Source organism: Butyrivibrio sp. Su6 (assembly GCF_900108105.1).
Lineage (GTDB): Bacteria > Bacillota > Clostridia > Lachnospirales > Lachnospiraceae > Butyrivibrio.
Window position 1 is genome coordinate 103,806 of record NZ_FNUR01000008.1, and the last position, 20,661, is coordinate 124,466.

The 20,661-nt window shown below is 38.7% G+C and carries 16 protein-coding genes and 3 pseudogenes; 16 read left to right on the forward strand and 3 right to left on the reverse strand.

The features are described 5' to 3' along the window. Window positions 1–51 precede the first annotated feature (51 nt). Together C4S54_RS10065 and rbr are read left to right on the forward strand one after the other, a co-directional pair. Complete coding sequence (locus tag C4S54_RS10065) at window positions 52–1,164, forward strand: hypothetical protein (protein ID WP_146059987.1); 1,113 nt, start codon at window positions 52–54, stop codon at window positions 1,162–1,164. A gap of 127 nt (window positions 1,165–1,291) precedes the next feature. Continuing rightward, window positions 1,292–1,855, forward strand: a complete 564-nt coding sequence (gene rbr / locus C4S54_RS10070; RefSeq protein ID WP_103869424.1) for a rubrerythrin — start codon at window positions 1,292–1,294, stop codon at window positions 1,853–1,855. A 56-nt stretch (window positions 1,856–1,911) separates the two neighbouring features. On the opposite strand, the gene C4S54_RS16435 is transcribed toward rbr, so the two are convergent. Further along, entirely contained in the window at window positions 1,912–2,553 is a 642-nt protein-coding gene (locus C4S54_RS16435; RefSeq protein WP_103869479.1) for a flavin reductase family protein, read from the reverse strand. A gap of 93 nt (window positions 2,554–2,646) precedes the next feature. After that, window positions 2,647–3,588: pseudogene (locus tag C4S54_RS16440) on the reverse strand (Rieske 2Fe-2S domain-containing protein); the annotation flags it as partial. A 249-nt stretch (window positions 3,589–3,837) separates the two neighbouring features. On the opposite strand from C4S54_RS16440, the gene rd reads away from it, so the two are divergent. From rd to C4S54_RS15865, 4 genes are all read left to right on the forward strand, one after another. Further along, the gene (gene rd / locus C4S54_RS10085; RefSeq protein WP_103869425.1) at window positions 3,838–3,996 is read left to right on the forward strand and encodes a rubredoxin; all 159 of its coding nucleotides are present in this window, start codon (window positions 3,838–3,840) and stop codon (window positions 3,994–3,996) included. Window positions 3,997–4,565: 569 nt separating this feature from the next. Then, entirely contained in the window at window positions 4,566–5,960 is a 1,395-nt protein-coding gene (ltrA, locus tag C4S54_RS10095; RefSeq protein WP_103869427.1) for a group II intron reverse transcriptase/maturase, read from the forward strand. A gap of 546 nt (window positions 5,961–6,506) precedes the next feature. Then, window positions 6,507–7,748 carry a group II intron reverse transcriptase/maturase gene (gene ltrA, locus C4S54_RS10100; RefSeq protein WP_103869428.1) on the forward strand — a complete coding sequence of 414 codons (1,242 nt, stop codon included), beginning with the start codon at window positions 6,507–6,509 and terminating at the stop codon, window positions 7,746–7,748. A gap of 137 nt (window positions 7,749–7,885) precedes the next feature. Further along, window positions 7,886–8,344 (forward strand): GNAT family N-acetyltransferase, encoded by a 459-nt coding sequence (locus C4S54_RS15865; RefSeq protein ID WP_160110747.1) that lies wholly within the window; start codon window positions 7,886–7,888, stop codon window positions 8,342–8,344. A 10-nt stretch (window positions 8,345–8,354) separates the two neighbouring features. Here C4S54_RS15865 and C4S54_RS10115 read toward each other — a convergent pair whose 3' ends face one another. Beyond that, window positions 8,355–8,762, reverse strand: a complete 408-nt coding sequence (locus C4S54_RS10115) for a hypothetical protein (RefSeq protein WP_103869429.1) — start codon at window positions 8,760–8,762, stop codon at window positions 8,355–8,357. Window positions 8,763–9,423: 661 nt separating this feature from the next. Between C4S54_RS10115 and C4S54_RS10125 the strand changes: the two are divergent. The 10 genes and pseudogenes from C4S54_RS10125 to C4S54_RS10170 all read left to right on the forward strand — a co-directional run. Continuing rightward, window positions 9,424–9,792, forward strand: a pseudogene (locus C4S54_RS10125) (group II intron reverse transcriptase/maturase); the annotation flags it as partial. 184 nt (window positions 9,793–9,976) lie between these two features. Next, entirely contained in the window at window positions 9,977–10,324 is a 348-nt protein-coding gene (locus tag C4S54_RS10130) for a type II toxin-antitoxin system RelE/ParE family toxin (RefSeq protein ID WP_103869430.1), read from the forward strand. Window position 10,325: 1 nt separating this feature from the next. After that, window positions 10,326–10,658, forward strand: a complete 333-nt coding sequence (locus tag C4S54_RS10135; RefSeq protein WP_103869431.1) for a helix-turn-helix domain-containing protein — start codon at window positions 10,326–10,328, stop codon at window positions 10,656–10,658. Between the two features lie 153 nt (window positions 10,659–10,811). Beyond that, the gene (locus tag C4S54_RS10140; protein ID WP_103869432.1) at window positions 10,812–11,834 is read left to right on the forward strand and encodes an SIR2 family protein; all 1,023 of its coding nucleotides are present in this window, start codon (window positions 10,812–10,814) and stop codon (window positions 11,832–11,834) included. Beyond that, window positions 11,827–12,876 (forward strand): GmrSD restriction endonuclease domain-containing protein, encoded by a 1,050-nt coding sequence (locus C4S54_RS10145; protein WP_103869433.1) that lies wholly within the window; start codon window positions 11,827–11,829, stop codon window positions 12,874–12,876. The genes C4S54_RS10140 and C4S54_RS10145 overlap by 8 nt, the downstream gene beginning before the upstream one ends. A gap of 155 nt (window positions 12,877–13,031) precedes the next feature. After that, complete coding sequence (locus tag C4S54_RS10150) at window positions 13,032–13,685, forward strand: PD-(D/E)XK nuclease domain-containing protein (RefSeq protein ID WP_103869434.1); 654 nt, start codon at window positions 13,032–13,034, stop codon at window positions 13,683–13,685. Between the two features lie 146 nt (window positions 13,686–13,831). Continuing rightward, window positions 13,832–13,999: pseudogene (locus C4S54_RS16320) on the forward strand (UDP-glucose 6-dehydrogenase); the annotation flags it as partial. A gap of 270 nt (window positions 14,000–14,269) precedes the next feature. Continuing rightward, window positions 14,270–18,388, forward strand: a complete 4,119-nt coding sequence (locus tag C4S54_RS10160; protein ID WP_103869435.1) for an RHS repeat domain-containing protein — start codon at window positions 14,270–14,272, stop codon at window positions 18,386–18,388. A gap of 273 nt (window positions 18,389–18,661) precedes the next feature. After that, window positions 18,662–19,840, forward strand: a complete 1,179-nt coding sequence (galK, locus tag C4S54_RS10165) for a galactokinase (protein ID WP_103869436.1) — start codon at window positions 18,662–18,664, stop codon at window positions 19,838–19,840. Next, window positions 19,837–20,556 (forward strand): sugar phosphate nucleotidyltransferase, encoded by a 720-nt coding sequence (locus tag C4S54_RS10170; RefSeq protein WP_103869437.1) that lies wholly within the window; start codon window positions 19,837–19,839, stop codon window positions 20,554–20,556. Before galK ends, C4S54_RS10170 begins: the two co-directional genes overlap by 4 nt. Window positions 20,557–20,661 lie beyond the last annotated feature (105 nt).

Consider the following 20,661-nt stretch of genomic DNA (forward strand, 5'->3'; position numbering starts at 1 on the left):
ACGAATTCCAATAAATAACAATATATACAATAAGGCAGAAAGGAATACGCTTTGTCAATTTTCTTATTCATAAAACAATTTGTTGATATGCTATACGAGTGGCAGTGGCTGGATATAGCTATGGTTCTGTTGGCACTTTGTATGCTTGGCTATCAGTACCTTTTGGTTAGGCCTGACTTGAAAAAAGAGTTTAGGACAGCGGATGCGGTAGTAGCGGCGCTAGCAGTTCTTTCTACGGTTAGCTTTTTAAGGGATATCAGCGCATATCAGGCATATATTAAGGTTATGTCAGCATTCCTATTGTACTTCATGGGAAGGCTCTACTACGACAGAGTCCTTGAGTGTGACGATGCACTGTCGTTATCCTCATATCTGATCGTTTATATCAACTTTATCCACAGAATTGTGACCTTTGGAAGTCGCTTTTTTCAGGTAAAAAATGCAGAGGGAGATTTTTACTTCTACGACACAGATATGGCTTACGCTATAGTTTTGGCATTTATTTTTATAGCCATGTTTGCAAGGAATTCTATTTTTAAGTATGTAACACTTTTTCTGGTTTGCCCATACATGGTGATATGCTCAGATGCAGGCATACAGACGATTCTTCTTGCAGTTATCGCTGTAGTTCTTTTAATGTATGTGCTGGAAGTAGCACTTAAGAAAAAGAAACTTGCCATGGCAGGGCTTGGATTGTTGATACTTGGGTTGATGATGGCAGTTGCGCTTATCTATATTCCTCTTTTGACGGATGATACTAGCGGGACATGGGCAATATTTGGTGGTAATACTGTTTTGGATGTTGCAAATATGGAGTCCAGATATGCACAGTGGCAACAGGTCTATGCAATAAGAAAGCCGGAGACTATCCTTGAAATTATGTTCGGAATAAGCTTCAACACGCACCTTCCACTAATGAGTTTTTATCTGAAACTTCTCTATACCGTGGGAGTTGCAGGGGCGTTGCTTGTGCTGGTGCTTATGCTTCAGGTCTTCAAAGCAGCCTATAAGGGGGAGGACAGAAAGAGTTTTTATATAACTGTAATGTTGGCAATCTTGATGTTGGGGAGTGGCGTTACATTCAACACTATGGAAAGCTTGCAGATGAGTTGGTTTATGATGCTTTTCGCCGGTATGGTCATTTCAGCGGAAGGGCGCGAGTAATTTCTTAGATATAATGCTTTCGAAGAATATGTGATTATGTTATGGTTAATATTGTTAATAGAAATGCAGTTAACAATTGCAAAATAGGTAAAGAGTAAACAGAACAGCTTTGGGAAAGGAGATTTTTATGGCAGAAAACAAATGGAGATGCAGAGCAGAGGATTTGAAGGGAACTGAGACAGAGAAGAACTTGCAGGCAGCTTTTGCAGGTGAGTCAGAGGCAAGAAACAAGTATACATTCTTTGCATCAAAGGCTAAAAAAGAGGGCTATGTTCAGATCTCAAATATCTTTGCAGAGACAGCAGCTAATGAAAAAGAGCATGCTGAAATCTGGTATAAGATTCTTACAGGCATCGGAAGCACAATAGATTGCCTTAAGGAAGCAGCTGAAGGCGAGTCATATGAGTGGAAGGAAATGTATCCTTCTTTTGCCAAGAAAGCAAGAGAAGAGGGATTTGATGAAATTGCTGAGCTGTTTGAAGGTGTTGCTGCAATAGAGAAAGAGCACGAAGAGCGCTACAAGAAACTTCTCAAAAATGTTGAAGATAAGTTAGTGTTCTCAAGAGATGGCGATTGCGTATGGCAGTGCAGCAACTGTGGACATATTGTAATTGGAAAGGAAGCTCCGGAAGTTTGCCCTGTTTGTAACCATCCAAGGGATTACTTCCAGCTTAAAGCAGAGAATTATTAAATATTAAAAAATCAAAGGCAGCTCATGGATCTGTGAGCTGCCTTTAAAATTATAGATTAGCGAATTATCTTCTCAAAATCATCCTTGCCATGCTTACAGATGGGACATATAAAATCATCGGGCATGTCTTCGCCAACGTATTCATAGCCGCAGATAAGGCATTTCCAAATGGTTTCGCCCTTTGGAGTTGTACCGACTTTTTCAGGTTTTGGCTTAATATCACTTTGATAGAATTCATATGTGCAGGATGGAACGTCTGACAGCACTGTCATAAAAGTTGGTTCACAGATGAAAAGTGTGTGTGAACCAAGATCTACCTCTTTTTCAACCTTCAGCGAGAAATATGCGTTGGTTCCTGTCAAGATGTAAGGAATACCATTATCCGCAGTTTCATATGATGAAGTTGGGAAAGAGTCGTCAAATTTATCCACATCTTTTCCTGACTGGAAACCAAAGTGCTTGAATAAATCAAAAGAAGCATCTTTGCTAATGACAGAGATGTTGCAAAGCCCAGTGTCTTTTATCATGTCGTGGGTGTAATTTGCCTTGTTTACTGCAATTGAAATTCTGTTAGGATCTGATGCAATCTGAACAGCAGTATTAATGATGCATCCATTTTTCTTTTCACCTCTTACTGCGGTGCAGACGAAAAGACCATAAGATAGTTTGTACATTGCTTTGTTGTTGAATTCTGCCATAGTGGGGACTCCTTTCTCGTTAGTGGTAGAAATGGTGTTGGTTTTCAATATTGGTGCTTGGATTTTATTGGCTGATTTTTGAAGTTCTTTTCTCTTATTCCTATACTCTATAATTGGCAGATCAGCTGCAACCAGCATTTCCTTCATGGGAATATCACTTTTCTTGGGAAGTTGTGTTTCAACAATTCTTTTATCCTGCCTTTCGACCACTTTATTGGCGCGACTTCCAAGCCAGGCAATAGCCTTGTCGATAGGTTTTAATCCGGTTATTTTATTGTAAAAGCGAAGCGCTATGATCGAATGCTCTTCATCAACCGGGATAAAGAAAGCCAAAATCAGTATTTTATCCGTGACATGGTTGAGCCACATATTAGGATATTTAAAGGTTAGATTCGTGCTCTTGATCAGGCTGTCTGCGGATGATTTGGGTAATTGCCCGCTGTCAACTTCGTTATTGGCACTGGTTTGCAGGGTATTGTCATCAAGCCATACCACCTTCGGACCGTTGCACAAAGTTTTATTGCCACGACCAATTGTGGTACGGTGAACAAAGGCAAGATGGGATACGTCCAGCTGGTTTTCAATAACTCTGGAGTACTGTACGTTCCATGTATCTTCGATATGATCATAAGAATAGTTTGTATCAGTGATAACATCGAAGTAGTCAGGATCATGAGTTGGCATACCGTTGCCGTACCAGGCAAATACTATTCCACCAATCTCTTTTACCATATAATGCTTGAGGTCGAACCGGGAGAAATCTTGAGCTGAGGTCCTGCCTTCTGACGGTATATGCACGCATTTGCCATTGGAATCATACTCAATTCCGTGAAAGGGGCATTTGATATTTCCGTCTTGGACGCAGCCTTTTTCAAGAGATGCACCTCGATGAGCGCAAAGGCTACTTACAAGGCTGAGTTCGCCGTTTTCATTCCTAAAAAAGACGAGGTTTTCACCAAAACGCCTAGCTCCGATATCATTGCCTTTTTTAACAGAGTTAGAAGATAGAACAGCATACCACTGATTTTTGATCATAAATAAAACCTCCGGATTTGTAGAAAAAACGGCGGGCTACAATACAATTATACTATAAACGATATGCCGTTAACCACCGGCGATTATAAATTCTTTTAAATAATATAGAAGAAAGCTATATACATATATGATAGAATGTATTTATGAACGAAATAGTGAGAAAGTAGATGCGCTGGTAATGATCTTAGTTGATATGTTGTATAACAATCGCATTTACTGAAGGTTGGAGCATGAAAGGAGAAACTGATTATGAAGTATGTATGTAATACTTGTGGCTATGTTTACGACGAGGCAGCAGGTGATCCTGATAACGGAATAGCACCTGGAACGAAGTGGGATGATCTTCCGGCTGATTTTGTTTGTCCATTGTGCGGAGTTGGAAAGGAAGACTTTTCAGTCGAGGCATAAGAAAAAGAAATATAGCTGCAAAAGACAGCCGATAGCAAATAATTGATAAGTAAGCGAAGGCAGGTACATCCAATAGGTGTGTCTGCCTTATCTTCAAGTGCGCCTAGCGGCGCACGTTTCTAACGGGTTAAAGTCCCGAATCCGCCCGGTAGTGGGAAGGATATAGCCGAAAGCAAGGGTGTCCGTTTTGAGGCGGAATCTGAAGGAAGCTGGATGTGAGGAACATACTAACTCATGGGCAAAACTCTGGTCTGACGTACAGAAATCTCATACGAGGTTATGCATGAGGGTAAGGCTGCTTGACAAGTCGAAGCCCAATAACTACACGGAATCATGCGTGATAAATGAGGCGGATGGATGGAGAGGAAGAAACGTGTGGTACCTAGGGAGGTCTGCGTGAAACGCTCCGAAAGGAGTAACCACCGTACAAGGAAACGAGGCGGTGCTGAACACGCAGAAGTCAGCAGAGGTCATAGTAGGGATAATGACATGGAAACATGGACATGCTAACCGAAGGACCGAATCAGTAGGAGTCTTAAGTACGACCGAGAAAGGAGGAATGACCGTTAATGGCAGAAAACATTGATAATAATGGCTGTTCGCAAAGAGATAGTGCGGAACATGAAGGGTATGCGAAAGCGCTTAGGTCATTCAATCGGATATGGAAAGAAAGAGACAGTGCACAGCCGAAGCTCTTGGAATCAATACTGTATAAGGATAACTTTAACAGAGCGTATAAGAGAGTTAAGGCTAACAAGGGAGCGCCAGGTATTGATGGTATGACCATTGAAGAGGCACTTCCGTACCTTAAGGAACATCAGCAGGAGTTAACTGACCGCATATACAGCGGTAAGTACACCCCATCGCCAGTCAGGCGAGTTGAGATTCCAAAACCAGATGGTGGTGTGCGCAAGCTTGGCATACCCACCGTGATAGACCGAACACTCCAACAGGCAATAACTCAACAGTTAGTGCCAATCTATGAACCATTGTTTGCGGACGGAAGCTACGGCTATCGCCCAAACAGAAGCGCAAAGGACGCTATACAGAAGGTAAAAGAATACGCAGAACAAGGTTACACTTTTGCAGTAGTCTTGGATTTATCAAAGTATTTCGACACCTTGAACCATGAAATCCTTATCAATCTCCTCAGAAGGAATGTGAAGGATGAACGGGTAGTTCAACTAATAAAGCGTTATCTGAAAAGTGGGGTAATGGAAAATGGTGTGGTCATTGATACAGAAGAAGGTTCACCGCAAGGTGGGAATTTATCTCCACTTCTTGCGAATATCTACCTCAATGAGTTCGACCAAGAGTTTCTGAAAAGAGGTGTGCCCTGTATAAGATATGCAGATGACATCGTTCTTCTAGCGAAAAGCAAAAGAGCATCAGAGAGACTCTTGGAAAGCAGTACAAAATATCTCGAAGAGAAACTGAAGTTAACAGTAAATCGAGAGAAAAGTCGTACGGTCAGCGTGTTTGCAATCCGAAATTTTAAATTCCTTGGCTTTGCATTGGGAAGGAACGGATGTGGCGTTTTCGTCAGGGTTCATCCAAAGTCATTGAAGAAGTTCAAGTCAAAGCTGAGAGATTTATCTTCCCGTAAGTCTGTGCAGTCCATCAAGCCTAGTCTTGGGAAAATCAAGGTATATGCGAGAGGATGGCTTAACTACTACGGTATAGCAAGCATGAAGAACAACATAGACGATATCAATGGGTGGCTCTATCACAGAATACGTATGTGCATATGGAAACAATGGAAGAAACCTAAAACAAAGGTACGAAACTTGATTAAGATGGGTGTACCTGAGGATTTGGCATGGCAGGCTGGTAATAGTCGAAGAGGCCATTGGTTCACAACGCGCACAGTTGCAGTAAGTCTGGCAATGACAAAAGAAAGACTGATAAACAGTGGCTTTTATGATTTAGCCACAGCCTATCAGTCTGTGCACGTCAACTATTGAAAGCGCCGTATACCGAACGGTACGTACGGTGCTGGTGTGCCATGCAAGGCACACAGAAGATGAAGGTAGGTCCTTCGACAGGAATTGAGCAGGCAAATCTGTCAAATCACTCTAGTGCTGCTGTAGTCAAGCCTATGGTAGTAAGCGATTAGAGAAAAGGCTACAAGTAGTAGTCAGATAGGATACATGAAGATGAACGAAAGTGAATCACTGATGAAGTGTCGAAAGCGTAAATTTTCTGCAAAATCTGCTTCTCACCACTAAGCAGAGATAAAGGATAATGGATACCTGTAAAGCTGATTATCTGTGGGACGGCATTAAGGTGACATGAGCATGTATCAGGCTTCTGTGTGAAACATGGGAACCTGCAGAATAATGAAAATCGAAAAGGTTCAAATCACAGAAAGATGAGACTGAAAGTAGAGAAGTATTCTGCAGGGGCGGAGTCATCCGTAGTAGTTTTGAAGTTTCTGTAATGGAAATGGAGCAAAGGGATGACATCATTTAGCTTGAATCGGATAACAACTAGGAAACTAGGAGGATTTGATGAACGAGAGCAAACAATATGATATACCCAAAAGGGCTGTAATTGAAGCGTATAAAAGAGTTAAAGCAAACAAAGGAAGTGCCGGAATAGATGGCGTTGATTTCGAGCTATTTGAAAAGAGACTGAATAATAATCTCTATAAAATATGGAATCGAATGAGTTCTGGAAGCTATTTCCCGTTGCCAGTAAAGGCTGTTGAAATACCAAAGAAAACTGGAGGTGTCAGACGCCTTGGGATACCAACTATAACAGACAGGGTGGCACAGATGGTAGCACGAATGTATGTCGAGCGAGCGGTAGAACCAATGTTTTGTGATGACTCATATGGCTACAGACCAAACAAGTCGGCGCTAGATGCGATAGAGATGACTAGGAAAAGATGTTGGAAGTATGACTATGTAATCGAATTAGATGTAAAAGGTCTTTTTGACAACATTGACCACGAGTTATTGATGAGAGTGGTACGCCGACACGTGGATGAACCTTGGATATGTATGTATGTGGAAAGATGGCTTAAAACTCCTTTTGTGTTACAAAATGGAGAAGTGGTTGAGCGAAAAGCAGGGACACCCCAAGGCGGAGTCATTAGTCCTGTGTTAGCTAACATGTTCTTGCACTATGTATTTGACATGTGGATGAGCAGATATTTTCCAGATGCACCATTTGAGAGATATGCAGATGATGGTGTAGTTCACTGCAAAACAAAGGAGGAGGCTCTTTATATAAAAGAGAGTCTGGGCAAAAGATTCGCGGAATGCAAACTTGAATTACATCCCACTAAAACTAGGATTGTGTACTGCAAAGATAAGGATAGGACGAGAAATGAAGACTTAACAGAGTTCGATTTTCTTGGCTACACTTTCAAAGCGGTACATATCATGTGTAAAGATGGAAAAATGCGGTATAACTTTATTGCATCAGTCAGTAAGGCGTCTGCTAAGACATTCAGAGACAAGGTCAAAGCATTAGAAATCCATAAGAGAACGGGCTGTAAAATCAACATGATTGCGGAACTTCTTAACCCCATGCTAAGAGGCTGGACTAATTACTTTGGGAAGTTTAATCCCTCAGCTATGAAATATACGTTACAATGCGTAGAGCGTAGATTGGTTAAATGGGCAATGTGCAAATATAAGAATTTCCGTGGGCATAGACGTAGAGCTGAAAAATGGCTCTCGTCTGTGAGAAAACGAGAGCCTAGGTTATTTGCTCATTGGAGCTATATGTATTCGTATTGTTAAATGATAAGAGCCGTATGAAGGGAGATCTTCACGTACGGTTCCGTGAGAAGTTTGGGGTGAAACTCCCCTTACTTACTCGACTGAGAGGACGGCGGTTAGTCACCGCCTCCTACTCGATTAGTGACAGAGGGAGTTATATGCACAGATTATACGAAACTGATGATATTTCAGTGTTTTGGAATTCGGATAAATGCAGGCATGCCAGGAAATGCGTGACAGGTTGCCCTGAAGTTTTTGATTTTAAAAGAAAGCCTTGGATTGATCTAAGTCAGGATGAGACACAAAGAATATGGAAGACTGTAAAACAGTGTCCTTCTGGAGCTTTGGATATTATATATAATCATGAAGTGATGGTAAAACTGGATAATGACAATAATAGGAGCATTGCTGTGGATAAAGATGGGCAGATCATCGGTGAATGTGATTTCCAAGAAAGCGCCGACATAATCACCATCTATCACACAGAAGTGAAGCCTGAATACGGTGGGAATGGAATAGCAAAGAGGCTGGTATATAAGGTTTTTGAAGAAGCGGACCGGGAGTGCAAAAAGATAGTACCTACTTGCTCATATGCGGCAAAATTGCTTAGCAATTAAAGCATTATAATTACTGCTCCTCTTCAAAATCAAATTCTTTGAATAGGAACTTCCTGCAGAACAGAAGAACAGCGATAGCCAGGACTCTGATAAGAACATATAAAGCTTCTTCATGTCCTGCCACAAGGCCTCTCGCAATGGCAAAAATAAGCACTTCAATTATTGTATTCATTGAATGCTTTACGAGCATTCTCTCAAACTCAATTACAATGATCACGCTGAATGCAGATTCTAGAAGCTTCTCAATGTACTCCAAAGCATCAATATCTGCAGCATTATTTGTAAAAGAAAATGCATCCAGAACAAGATGGAAACCACCATAAATTACACCTATAAGCAGTATGGCTGCTACAAGCTTCTCAAGGTAGTTAGGCAACTTCATTATTAACTTGTGGAAAAAGGTATCTTTTTTGTTCATGTGGATACTCCTGTTAATCGGAAATTTGTAATAATTTTACTATATTTTGAATTGGATTGTTAGTGATAAATCGCAGAGCAATTATGTAAGTAAGGAAAAAACTTGATGCTTTTGTTGGATAATCAAACTTTTGGAGGGTTTGCCAAGCGTTTTGAGGGTCTGACTTTGAGGGTCAGGCCCTTTTAGTAGTGCGCCTAGCGGCGCACGTTTCTAACGGGTTTAAGTCCCGAATCCGCCCGGTAGTGGGAAGGATATAGCTGAAAGCAAGGGCGTCCGCCGCGAGACGGAATCTGAAGGAAGCTGGATGCGGGGAACATACTAACCCACGGGCAAATCTCCGGTCTGACGTACAGAAATCTCATACGAGGTTATGCATGAGGGTAAGGATGCTATACAAGTCGAAGCCCGATAACTACACGGAATCATGCATGATAAATGAGGCAGATGGATGGAGAGGAAGAAACGTGTGGTACCTAGGGAGGTCTGCGCGAAACGCTCTGAAAGGAGCAACCACCGTCCAAGGAAACGAGGCGGTGCTGAACACGCAGAAGTCAGCAGAGGTCATAGTAGGGATATGGACATGGAAACATGGACATGCTAACTGAAGGACCGAAATCAGTAGGAGTCTTAAGTATGACCGAGAAAGGAGGAATGACCGTTAATGGCAGAAAACATTGATAATGGCTGTTCGCAAAGAGATAGTGCGGAACACAAAGGGTATGCGAAAGCGCTTAGGTCATTCAATCGGATATGGAAAGAAAGAGACAGTGCACAGCCGAAGCTCTTGGAAGCGATACTGTATAAGGACAACTTTAACAGAGCGTATAAAAGAGTTAAGGCAAACAAGGGAGCGCCAGGTATTGACGGTATGACCATTGAAGAGGCACTTCCGTACCTTAAGGAACATCAGCAGGAGTTAACTGACCGCATATACCGCGGCAAGTATACCCCATCGCCAGTCAGGCGAGTTGAGATTCCAAAAACAGATGGTGGTGTGCGCAAGCTTGGCATATCTACCGTGATAGACCGAAAGAAGGCAACTGCATGTAGCCTGAGAAATAAGCTTGCAGAGATGACATGCTCACTGGCATATTTTCACCTATATGCTTCTGTCCGTGAAAAACTTAGCGACTTGTTATATAAAGGTGAAGTCGCTTAAAATTGAATTGACACCCTATTGAATAGGGAGTATATTAAAGGTAACAGGAGGAACTATGACAAGAACATTTGTACAGACACCGGAGTTTTCCCGCAACTGGGACAACTTAGGATTTGATGATGACGACTTACGGCTGCTTGAAATTGATATCATGGAGCATCCCGATAAATATCCAGTAATGAAAGGCACAGGTGGTCTTCACAAGGCTAGGATTGCCTTGGGTGATAACAATAAAGGGAAAAGTGGTGGAGCCAGAGTTTGCTTTGTTGATTTTGTGTTTGCAGAGACAGTGTATCTTATCACTGTTTATCCTAAGAAAGCAAAGGATAATCTTTCAAAGGAAGAGCGCAACGAAATCAAGAAAGTCATTGAAATACTTAAGAAGAGCCTTGGAGGTGAATAATATGAGTAATAACGTATATGAAAGCATTATGACAGGTCTTAATGAAGCATTGGAAGATGCCAAGAGTGCTAAGAAGGTACTTAAAAGGCATAAGGTAACAGTTGAGCCTGTTAAAGTGTATGAAGCAGATGAGGTAAAGAAAATTAGAAATTCAACTGGAATGTCGCAGAAGATATTTGCAAGTTATATGGGCGTTTCAGACAAGACAGTTGAAGCATGGGAAGCAGGAACAAATCATCCATCAGGAACTGCAAGCAGACTTCTCAGCATGATTGAGAAGGATAAGGAACTAATTATTAAGTTTCCTTTTGTGACAAATGCAATGGCAAAATAAATAGCATAACAAAACTTTCTACTAAGAACATTTTTGCAAAGGAAGTGTTGCTACGAAGAGAATATTTCGTATAGGCAGAAAAAGTAAAATGGTGTGTTATAATTAAAATTGTTATACAGATATGTAGTAATCAGAATGGTGAAGGTGTGGGTAATGTCTAAACTTATTTTGTTGCTAGGTAATGGATTCACAATTGACCTGATTTCTAAATTAGGGAAAAGTGAAGTAATTAATACTAAAAATCTTTTTTGCAAAGGAGATTTAGTAGAGTGGCCTGATGGGCAAGGCAAGAAGGGTTTTTTGTCATATAAAAATTGTAGAAACTTATGGAATTTAGGTGCACGTCCACATATGAATGAGAGGGACGCGCAAGAGATGATTGAGGATATTATTTCGTGCGCTAATACTTTGACGAGAACAATGTTAGATTTGTCAGAATCTGAAAATATTTATAGATCTGCGTATTATGAGCTAATAGCTTATTTGAAACATCTATTTATTATGTATAATGACCTGGTGCTTGATAGTGAACTGATGAGTGAAAAAATAAATGAATGGGGATGGTATAGGTTAATTAATGGAGCAAATAATTCTGATTTAATTGATGAGATTAATATCATAACGTATAATTATGATATTTTTTTAGAGAGAGTGTTAAAATTACACAATATTGGATTTAATATAGTTGGTCTAACAGATAACGATGAAAAAATCAAAATATTTAAGCCTCATGGTTCAATAAGCTTTTGTCATCAAAATAGTGGTGAAAAGTCATCATATAGTATAAGAAAAGATCCCGATATGTATGAAGCAAAGTTAACAAATTTTATAGTGAGGTATGACAAATTGGATGAAAATTATTATATTGATGCTATGATTCCACCATCAGGAGATTCATCTCGGATGACATTTCAGTGGGCAAAGGAAATAAGGGACGAGATAGAAACAATGGTTAATCATATGACTTCAGAAGATAAGATGGTTATTTCCGGATTATCATATTGGCATGTTGATCGCAGAGAAATTGATGACATATTAGTTAATACACCTAAAAATGTTGAAATTTCTATGGTTAACCCAAATCCACCAAAATCGTTAGAGGCTGTGATTTCATCTATTTTTGATAATTATGTTCTCTTTTCGGATTCAAGTAGTATAGGGGGGCTTTATGAATAATATTGTAATTTTAAAACGAAATTCTACAAGTATTACTATATCAGAATTTTATGAACGATATAAAATGGAAAAATATAATTTTGATCCTGCATATCAAAGACGAGGCGATGTTTGGAATGAAGATAAGCAAGGATTTTTGATCGACACGATATTAAAGAATTACCCGATGCCTCCGATCTTTTTGCATCAAAAAATAGATGAGGTGACTGGGACCACAAAATATGATGTCATTGATGGAAAACAGAGGTTGACTGCTATTATTAAATTTATTGAGGGTGATTTGGAATTACCTCAAGATTTTGATGAGGGGGCATATGGTGATTCAAGGTTAAATGGATTAAAAATTGATGACTTAGAAGGAAAACTGCTTGATTACAAAAAACAGTTATGGAGATATTCGATTTCTGTTGAATACATTGATACAGATAAAAATGATGTAGTAGATGCTATTTTTGATAGATTAAATAGGAATGGAGAACAGTTAGAAGAACAAGAATTAAGAAAAGCAAAATATCATGATACGTTGATAATGAGTTTGGTTGAAAGAGTAACCGATATGATAAATTGGGATGATATTGGTAAAATGAAAGTAAGCCGTATGCAAGATCAAGAGTATGCGTCTGAACTTTTGTTCTATTTGTTGAATGATGATGCATCGGATGGTAATGCGAAGGAAACACTTGATAATGAATACAAAAAATGGAATGAGAAGTTAACTGATGGGCAGATAGATAGTATAGAAATGCGGTTCAAAAAAATACTAGAATACATTGAAGAATTAGATATTAATTTTGATCAATACAAATTAAAAGGCGTTAGTCATTTCTATGCTATTTTTGCATTCAGCAAGGTTATGATTGAAAAGAACATTAATCCTTCAGCTATAAGAGGAAAACTTGATGAGTTTTATTTGAAAATGCGAGATAAATCGTATGATTACCCAGGAGTTCAGAAATATCTGGATAGCATGCAATCTAATACACGATCAAAGAGTCAGCGGTTAAAAAGAATAAATGCGCTAATTGAATCGTGTGATGTTTAAATATTGGGAACAAAGTAATAGTATGTTATAAGCATTTAGCGGAATATAATCGAAAATTATAACGAGAAAAGTTTTGATAATTAAAGTTCTTTAGGGTATAGCTTTATGGTTGAACTAAAAATAATGTCAATGGTGTAAAAGATGACTTGGCAAGGATGATTACAGGTGATAAGGTTAGATGTGAAACTAAAGAATATGCGGCAACATCAATGAATCTTAAGACCAGAGATGAGATACTTTCTGCCATGGTAGTTTATGGTTTTTTAAGCTATGCAGATGGTTTTGTAATGATTCCCAATCAGAAACTATTGGGACAGTTTGCGGATATGCTTGAAAAAGAGGAATCATTGGGATATGTTCATAGATTAGCTTTAGAGTCTGAAAAGGTGCTTGAGGCTACTTTAAACGGAGAAGAGGATACGATAGCCCGGATTCTTGAGCAGTTTCATGATACAGAGGCACCAATCCTTATGTACAATAATGAGTCCGATTTATCTGCAATTGTCAATTTGGCATATTTGTCTGCGAGAGATCGGTATGATGTTCAGCGTGAGAATAAAAGTGGAAAAGGATTTGTTGACTTCATTTTTTACCCAAGGAGAAAAGAAGAGCCAGGTATTATCTTGGAATTGAAAGTTGATGATTCAGCAGACAATGCACTAAAACAAATTAAAGATAAGAACTATGTTCAGAGATTTAAAGGAAAAGTAGCTGAAAAACAAGAAGTAAAAGAAGTTATTTTGGTCGGAATTAGCTATGATAAGGTTAATAAGAAGCACACATGTAGGATCGAAATGGAGTACGTGTAAAAGACAATGTTGTTTTTTGACTAATCCCCCAACATGTGTTAATCTACTAGCAAACAAAAACTAGCGATGTTACATTAACATCGCTGTTTTCACGTTAAGAAAAAAAACTATGATATTAAAAAGTAGTATAAAGGTAGTAAAAAAACCTGAAGATAGCAGTAGCAGGAACTGGATATGTAGGACTTTCGCTTGCAGTACTTCTTTCACAACATAATGAAGTCACTGCAGTAGATGTTGTACCTGAGAAGGTAGACATGATCAACAAGTGGCAGTCACCTATCCAGGATCTGTACTTGATGATGTACAAGATAAAGTGTACACAAGAGATTTATTTAGGAGAGATTAAAACGCAAATAGCATTGATAAGTAGAAAATAATGGTCGTATAAGTTCACCATAAACGAGGTAGCAGAAGTGCCGCAGGCACTTTTTTATTATTGAATTCCCAAATTCAATATCAGCATATTTTATTTTGATGATGAGATGTGTTTTACAGCGTTGCGCAACCTATATGTCAAGAAGAGTAGATACCTTGATATCTTGCATTTGGTTTTATGAGCAAGCGATAAAGGAAAGAAAGTTTTAATGCATAAAGATTTAAAGAGAAGAAAAAGAATCAAAAGAGTCAGAAAAGTCAGAAGAGTCAGGAGAGTTAAAAGAAGAAAAAGCATCCTGAGGCTGAGAATAGAAGAAATACTCTACGACAAATTAAGGATTGACAGAATCGATTTTGACAAATTAAACGAGATTACTCAGGTTTTGTATGAAATTGCGTTTTGCATGATTTTGTATGATAGAATTGCGTCTTTTTCAAAAGCAGAATTTCCGCTGTCTGGAAGTATATTCTCTATTGCTTACTATGCTTTGCCTTTTATTGCTATGGCCAGACTTTTTATATGCTATAGACCTAAAGAGGCTGCCATTAAAGGAGGAATGGCGTTATTTTTGTGTCTGCTGATTTCTCATTTTAACTCCGGGAGAGTGGTAAAGGTTTTCTTTTTGCTTGCCCTTGGAAGTGTAGAGATAGATTATAGAAGACTACTCAAACATATATCTATATTCTCATTTGTATTATTGTTTCTTGAATATATAGCCTCATTTGCCGGACTTATTTACAATACAGGAGTCGTATCTTCTAGAAGAATTACAGCCATTCTGGGTACGATAAATTCTTCGGATGCTGCCAGCTGGATACTGTTTGCAGCTATAGCGCTCTTTGTAGCCGGAGGCGTGCCGACATACGTTAGCTTTGCTGTGTTGCTTATTTGTCATTTGCTTTCGAAGTTCTATATTTCATCAGATACTTCAACATACGCATCTTTAGTTTTGATGTTATTGATACTGTATGGCTTTTTAGAGGAAAAGTTTTCTGATAATAATCCGGTATTCAAGGTGATAAAAAAAATCATAAATTTTGTTGCTATTGTTTTGACTCCTGTGTTGACTGCTTTTATAGTTACATTTGTAGTTCTGTACAACAAGGGAAATGCGTTTGCATATAAAATTGACGATTTGATTCATCACAGGCTGGTCTATGCTGCTGCAATTTATAACGAAAGTGGAATCGGTTTGTGGGGGACATGGGGGTATAACGTATATGGAGAGGAGTTTACTACAGACCTTACGTATACCTACCTTGATGATTCGTATATCAATCTTTTAGTGAATTACGGAATTATCTTTACGGTAATAGTCCTCTCATGTTGGATATATATGATAGTCAAGGCAATCAAGACTGATAATAGAAGGCTTGTTTTTGCTACAATTGCGCTTTCACTCCATTCTTTTGAAGAAGGGCATTTTCTTGATGATTTTTTCTCAAATTACCTGGTGTTGATTCCTTTTTATTCAGCTTGGATTGTTCCAGACCAACTCTTAAATTTCAAGAAGCCGGTAGTTAATATTAAATTTATAAAGAAGGCTGCCCTAATAATAGGATCAATTATAGTATATTTATTGCTTTTTACACCTGCTGTATCGCGCAGCAGAACTTTTATGGAAATCAGCGGATTAGATGATGAATATGCTTTTTCCTTTCCTGTAATGCTTGCTATAGGCCTTGTTTTTGGATTTGCTTTCATTTTTACATATATCTGCTACAAGCTTCTTGATAAGAATAAAGATAGGATAGTTATCGTATTGTGCGCGGCTTATGTGCTGGCAGTATTTGCGGTATATGTTATTACCGGGAGCATAATCAAAAACTATTCGGAACAGTACAAAGAAAGACTTTTGACGGATGCACAGGCTATAAACCTGATTACTGAAGCGGCTGTAGAGCCTGTTTACGCGGATGTTTTGCCTGAAATATACTACAACGAGTTTGAAGGTATAAAGAGATCTTTATATTCGGGACATGATCTTGCAAGGACCGGAACATCCACAATTATAGTGGATTCAACTGATGCAAGGCAGATGACGATAATGCGAAGAGGCTGGCTTTATGCCCAGTTGACAGACACCACGTCGGTTTACACCAATGATAAGAGTGTGGAAACAGCCCTTGTTGATGCTGGCTATCATCTTGCCGGATATTATTATACAGAAAATGAAGTTAATGTTTCGGAGAAGTATTTCGCTCAGGTTAACATTGATAAAGATAAAGTCACTTTTTCAGGAACGATAAAACTAAAAGGTGATAAAAAGCCGTGGGCTGACAGAATATGTGTCATCAATGCTTCCACTGAAGATGGAAGCCTGGGAAGCGTAAATATTTCTGCAAAAGATCTTGATGAAAATAATGAAATTGACTTTGTAGCTACTTTTGTGACAAATGGGAAGCAATTTGACCTTTCAATCACCGGTGATAACAGCTACAATTTTGAAATTGTTTCTTACGAGCTGACGGACGACACTCAGGTGACATTTGAGAAAACATATTCTACAGATGATTTTTATTCTTATTCAGTAAATGGCGGGCTGACGCTTACTCTGCGGACAAATGGTCTTAAAAACGAATCTTTGACCGGAGCTGGCTCACTTGGAAAACTTGTTGTTACAAACGGAGGCAAGACGGTGTATGAAGGCAATATATATCCTGATCAATTAATGGAGCTTTCAGATGCATCAAATTTTGATAGCATGGAATATGATGTATCGTATAAAGGTACGGGTACCTATGCTGCAAGTATAACCCTTGCCCAGGATATTGATATGGATATAACGATGATGACTTATCACTCCTATCCAAACATAGATGAGCACAATTTTTACAATGATGTTTATCAGATTGTCAGAACCGAATATTTTGATCTTGATGGAAACAAAACAGCAAATACCTCCGGGCAATATGCGACAGAGTTTGAATATGACAAAAATGAAAATGTCACTGATATGAGATATTACGGCGAAGATTATGAACTCATGCTCATATCTCAGGGTTATGCTGAAGTAAAGAGAGTCTACAATGACTTGAACTACATTATAGAAGAGAGCTACTATGGTTTGGATGGAGAACCTGTGCTTTGCACAAATGGATATGCTTCACTAAGACAAGAGGTTGATGTGGAAGGAAATCCCACTCACATATGGTACTATGACACTGAAGGAAATCCTATTATTACTGCAAGTGGCTATGCAGAACTTGTCCGTGAATACAACTCTGATAATAAAGCAGCCTATGAAGCCTATTATGACATTGAAGGAAATCGCATTGATATGGCTCAGGGCTATAGCGGTTGCCGCTATGACTACGACGATTCCGGACGCATAAATGTCATCATATATCTTGATGAAGAAGACTCTCCTGTTATGACTACCTATGGCTACTCGGAAGTACATAGGGAGTATGACGAAAGAGGAAGAGTCACAGTAGAAACCTATTATGGTACGGCCGGTGAAATCATGGAAATTGAGGCAGGATATGCTACTGTAGTAAAAGAATATGATGATGATGGCAACAACATTTCGATAAGGTATTTTGGCATCGAAACCAGTGAAGGATATACAGAAGTCAACAGAAAATTTGACAGTCAGGGGCGCGTTATTTATGAAGAAAAGAGAGACAGCGATGGAAATCTCATCATCCTGTCAGGAGCATATTGCGCATATAGTAGAGAGTATGATGAAAATGGCAATGTTAGTGTTGTAATCTATTATGGTGAAGATGGCAATCCTATTCTCATAGGCGGAGAGTATGCAGAAGTACATTACAGATACGATGACAATAAACGAGTCAACTTTGAGGCATTCTATGATGGCTATGGCAATAAAGTAACCAGAGGCGCTGGTTATCATGCTTTGGGTTATGAATATGATGAGGCAGGGGACAGAAGCGTTATAAGATACTATGACGTTGATGAAAATCTCATGCTGATAAGTGATCAGTACTGCGAAGTCCACAGAACCTATGACAGTTTAAAAAGAGTTGCTACTGAGAGCTACTATGGATTGTCAAGTGAAAAGATAACTCTTAGTGCCGGATATCATATGGTAGAATATGAATACGATGAGGCCAATAATATAAGCGTTCTTAAATATTACGACGAAGCAGGAAATCCTACTCTCATAAATTCCGGAATATTTGAGATTAAAAGAACCTTCAAAGAAAACAAAAAGATAATTCGTGAAGAGTATTATGGGCTGGACGGAAACCCTATAGAAAATACTGCAGGTGTTGCATATATTGAACGGGAGTATTATGATGACGGAAGTGTAAGTGGAGAGTTCAAGTATGATATAAATGGTAATCTGATAGTGCAATAATTAAAAGTATGGTAAAACAATTTGCTTTTTTTACTGTGGCATTCATTGAAATGTTTACTTTTTGTGCTATTACTGGGCAGTTTAGATAGGCTTTTGGATTGTTCCATCTAAACAGATACAATTGTTTGAATAGAAAAAGAAATATCAGAAAGATTCAGCTTTGACAGTACTTTAATTCAGAAAAGTTCTTGGCTGTGAAATGGGGAAACTGTTCTAGCGAATAGATCATGCTTTTTTTATTGAATGAATAATAATCAAAGTGAGGGCACTTCAATGAACTGTGACGAAAAATATAAAGAATTATACAATCACTATCCGGACTATCATGCCTTTTGTGGTTACAGAGTAGCACCTTTGGGAGCGCATGTAGACCACAATGGCGGACGAATTCTGGGATGTGCCATAGATAAAGGAATCCATATAGCATATGGGAAAAAGGAAAATGGTGTTATAGAACTTCAAAGCTTACAATTTCCAAAGCGTGCGCAATTCCATGTTAGAGAAATACCAGAGAACAAAATTGGAGATTGGGCAGACCATTGCCGTGCTGCTGCAAAAGAATTAAATGAGAAGTATCCGTTAAGATATGGTGTAAGCGCTGTAATTGAAGGAAAACTTCCTATTGGAGGATTATCTTCCTCTGCATCGGTTATTATTGCATTTTTGACAGCGCTTGCTTCTGTAAATAATATAAAACTTGGTGATTGGGAAACCATTATGATGGCCAAAGCTGCAGAGAACAACTATGTTGGTGTTAACTGTGGGAAATTGGATCAGAGCTGCGAAGTACTTGGCAGAAAAAACTCTTGGTTATATCTTGATTGTCTTGATGATTCAAATGCAATTATTAAGACACCTGATAATATGAAACCATACAAAATAGCAATCTTTTTTTCCGGTCTCGAAAGGTCTCTAGCGGACAGCGCATATAACCTTCGACAGGATGAGTGCAAGGCAGCAGCCTACAACCTTTTGGCTTATGCAGGAATGACTTATGGTAAATTTAAGGACACTGTTCTTCGAGATGTTCCATATAATGTATATGAAGAATATAAAGATAGATTACCTATTAATTTCCGTAAACGTGCTGAACACTTTTATAGTGAGAATGAAAGAGTGATTGCTGGAGTAGATGCATGGAAACAAGGTGATCTGAAAAGGTTTGGGCAGCTTGTTTTTGAAAGCGGTAAAAGCTCAATTGAGAATTACGAATGTGGATGTCCAGAGCTTATCTCTCTGTATAATATAATGACTGAAACAGATGGAATCTATGGTGGAAGATTTTCGGGAGCCGGATTCAAGGGGTGTTGCATGGCAATTATAGATCCGGATAAATCAGAAGAAATTATGGCAAGAGTAAAAGAAAAATATCTTTCCATCTACCCTGAATTAAAAGAAAAATATACAGCGACCATTTGTTCACTTGCAGATGGGATAGGAGTGAATTTATGAAATGCGTGATCTTAGCAGCAGGATATGCTACAAGACTTTATCCGTTAACAGAAAATTTTCCTAAGCCTTTATTGGATGTAGGTTGTAAGCCCATTCTTGACTGGCTCATCGATGATATATCATCAGAAGTTAATCAGTTCTTGGTTGTTACAAATCACAAATTTGCAGACCACTTTGAAAAATGGGCAAAAGAAAGAAAAGAAAATATTATCATTATTGACGATGGAACATCCACTAATGAGACACGACTTGGCGCAGTAAAAGACCTTGAACTTGCTGTTTCATTAGGTAGAGAAGATGATGATTATCTTGTTATGGCTGGTGACAATATGCTTGACTTTAGCTTGAAGGATTTCATAAGCTACCAGAAAACTGTAGATACATCCTGCGTGATGTGTCATGAAGAAAATGAACTCAAAAAGCTTCAGAAAACAGCTGTTATAACTGTAAATGATGACAAGATGGTAACCTCTTATGAAGAAAAGCCAGAAATTCCAAAAGGTTATCTTGCTGTGCCACCTTTTTACATTTACACATCAAAAGATATACACAGAATCAAGGAAGCGCTTGATGATGGATGCGGGTATGATGCTCCGGGTTCTTTTGCAGCGTGGCTAAGCCATAAGACAGCAATGCATGCCTGGAATATGACAGGACATAGATATGATATAGGGGATATTGATTCTTATGAGAGAGTGAAGAAGTTGTTCAAATAAAAGACACACATTTTTGACTATTTGTTCAAAATATGATAATCTATGGAAACAGTAAAGTATGGCGGTGTTATGATAACATCGCCATTTTAGTGTATGTAATAAATT

Excerpts from the sequence above, each read along its gene's own strand:
- rbr (WP_103869424.1), top strand. The coding sequence starts at position 1,292 with ATGGCAGAAAACAAATGGAGATGCAGAGCAGAGGATTTGAAGGGAACT.
- C4S54_RS16435 (WP_103869479.1), bottom strand. The coding sequence starts at position 2,553 with ATGGCAGAATTCAACAACAAAGCAATGTACAAACTATCTTATGGTCTT.
- rd (WP_103869425.1), top strand. The coding sequence starts at position 3,838 with ATGAAGTATGTATGTAATACTTGTGGCTATGTTTACGACGAGGCAGCA.
- ltrA (WP_103869427.1), top strand. The coding sequence starts at position 4,566 with ATGGCAGAAAACATTGATAATAATGGCTGTTCGCAAAGAGATAGTGCG.
- ltrA (WP_103869428.1), top strand. The coding sequence starts at position 6,507 with ATGAACGAGAGCAAACAATATGATATACCCAAAAGGGCTGTAATTGAA.
- C4S54_RS15865 (WP_160110747.1), top strand. The coding sequence starts at position 7,886 with ATGCACAGATTATACGAAACTGATGATATTTCAGTGTTTTGGAATTCG.
- C4S54_RS10115 (WP_103869429.1), bottom strand. The coding sequence starts at position 8,762 with ATGAACAAAAAAGATACCTTTTTCCACAAGTTAATAATGAAGTTGCCT.
- C4S54_RS10130 (WP_103869430.1), top strand. The coding sequence starts at position 9,977 with ATGACAAGAACATTTGTACAGACACCGGAGTTTTCCCGCAACTGGGAC.
- C4S54_RS10135 (WP_103869431.1), top strand. The coding sequence starts at position 10,326 with ATGAGTAATAACGTATATGAAAGCATTATGACAGGTCTTAATGAAGCA.
- C4S54_RS10140 (WP_103869432.1), top strand. The coding sequence starts at position 10,812 with ATGTCTAAACTTATTTTGTTGCTAGGTAATGGATTCACAATTGACCTG.
- C4S54_RS10145 (WP_103869433.1), top strand. The coding sequence starts at position 11,827 with ATGAATAATATTGTAATTTTAAAACGAAATTCTACAAGTATTACTATA.
- C4S54_RS10150 (WP_103869434.1), top strand. The coding sequence starts at position 13,032 with ATGATTACAGGTGATAAGGTTAGATGTGAAACTAAAGAATATGCGGCA.
- C4S54_RS10160 (WP_103869435.1), top strand. The coding sequence starts at position 14,270 with ATGCATAAAGATTTAAAGAGAAGAAAAAGAATCAAAAGAGTCAGAAAA.
- galK (WP_103869436.1), top strand. The coding sequence starts at position 18,662 with ATGAACTGTGACGAAAAATATAAAGAATTATACAATCACTATCCGGAC.
- C4S54_RS10170 (WP_103869437.1), top strand. The coding sequence starts at position 19,837 with ATGAAATGCGTGATCTTAGCAGCAGGATATGCTACAAGACTTTATCCG.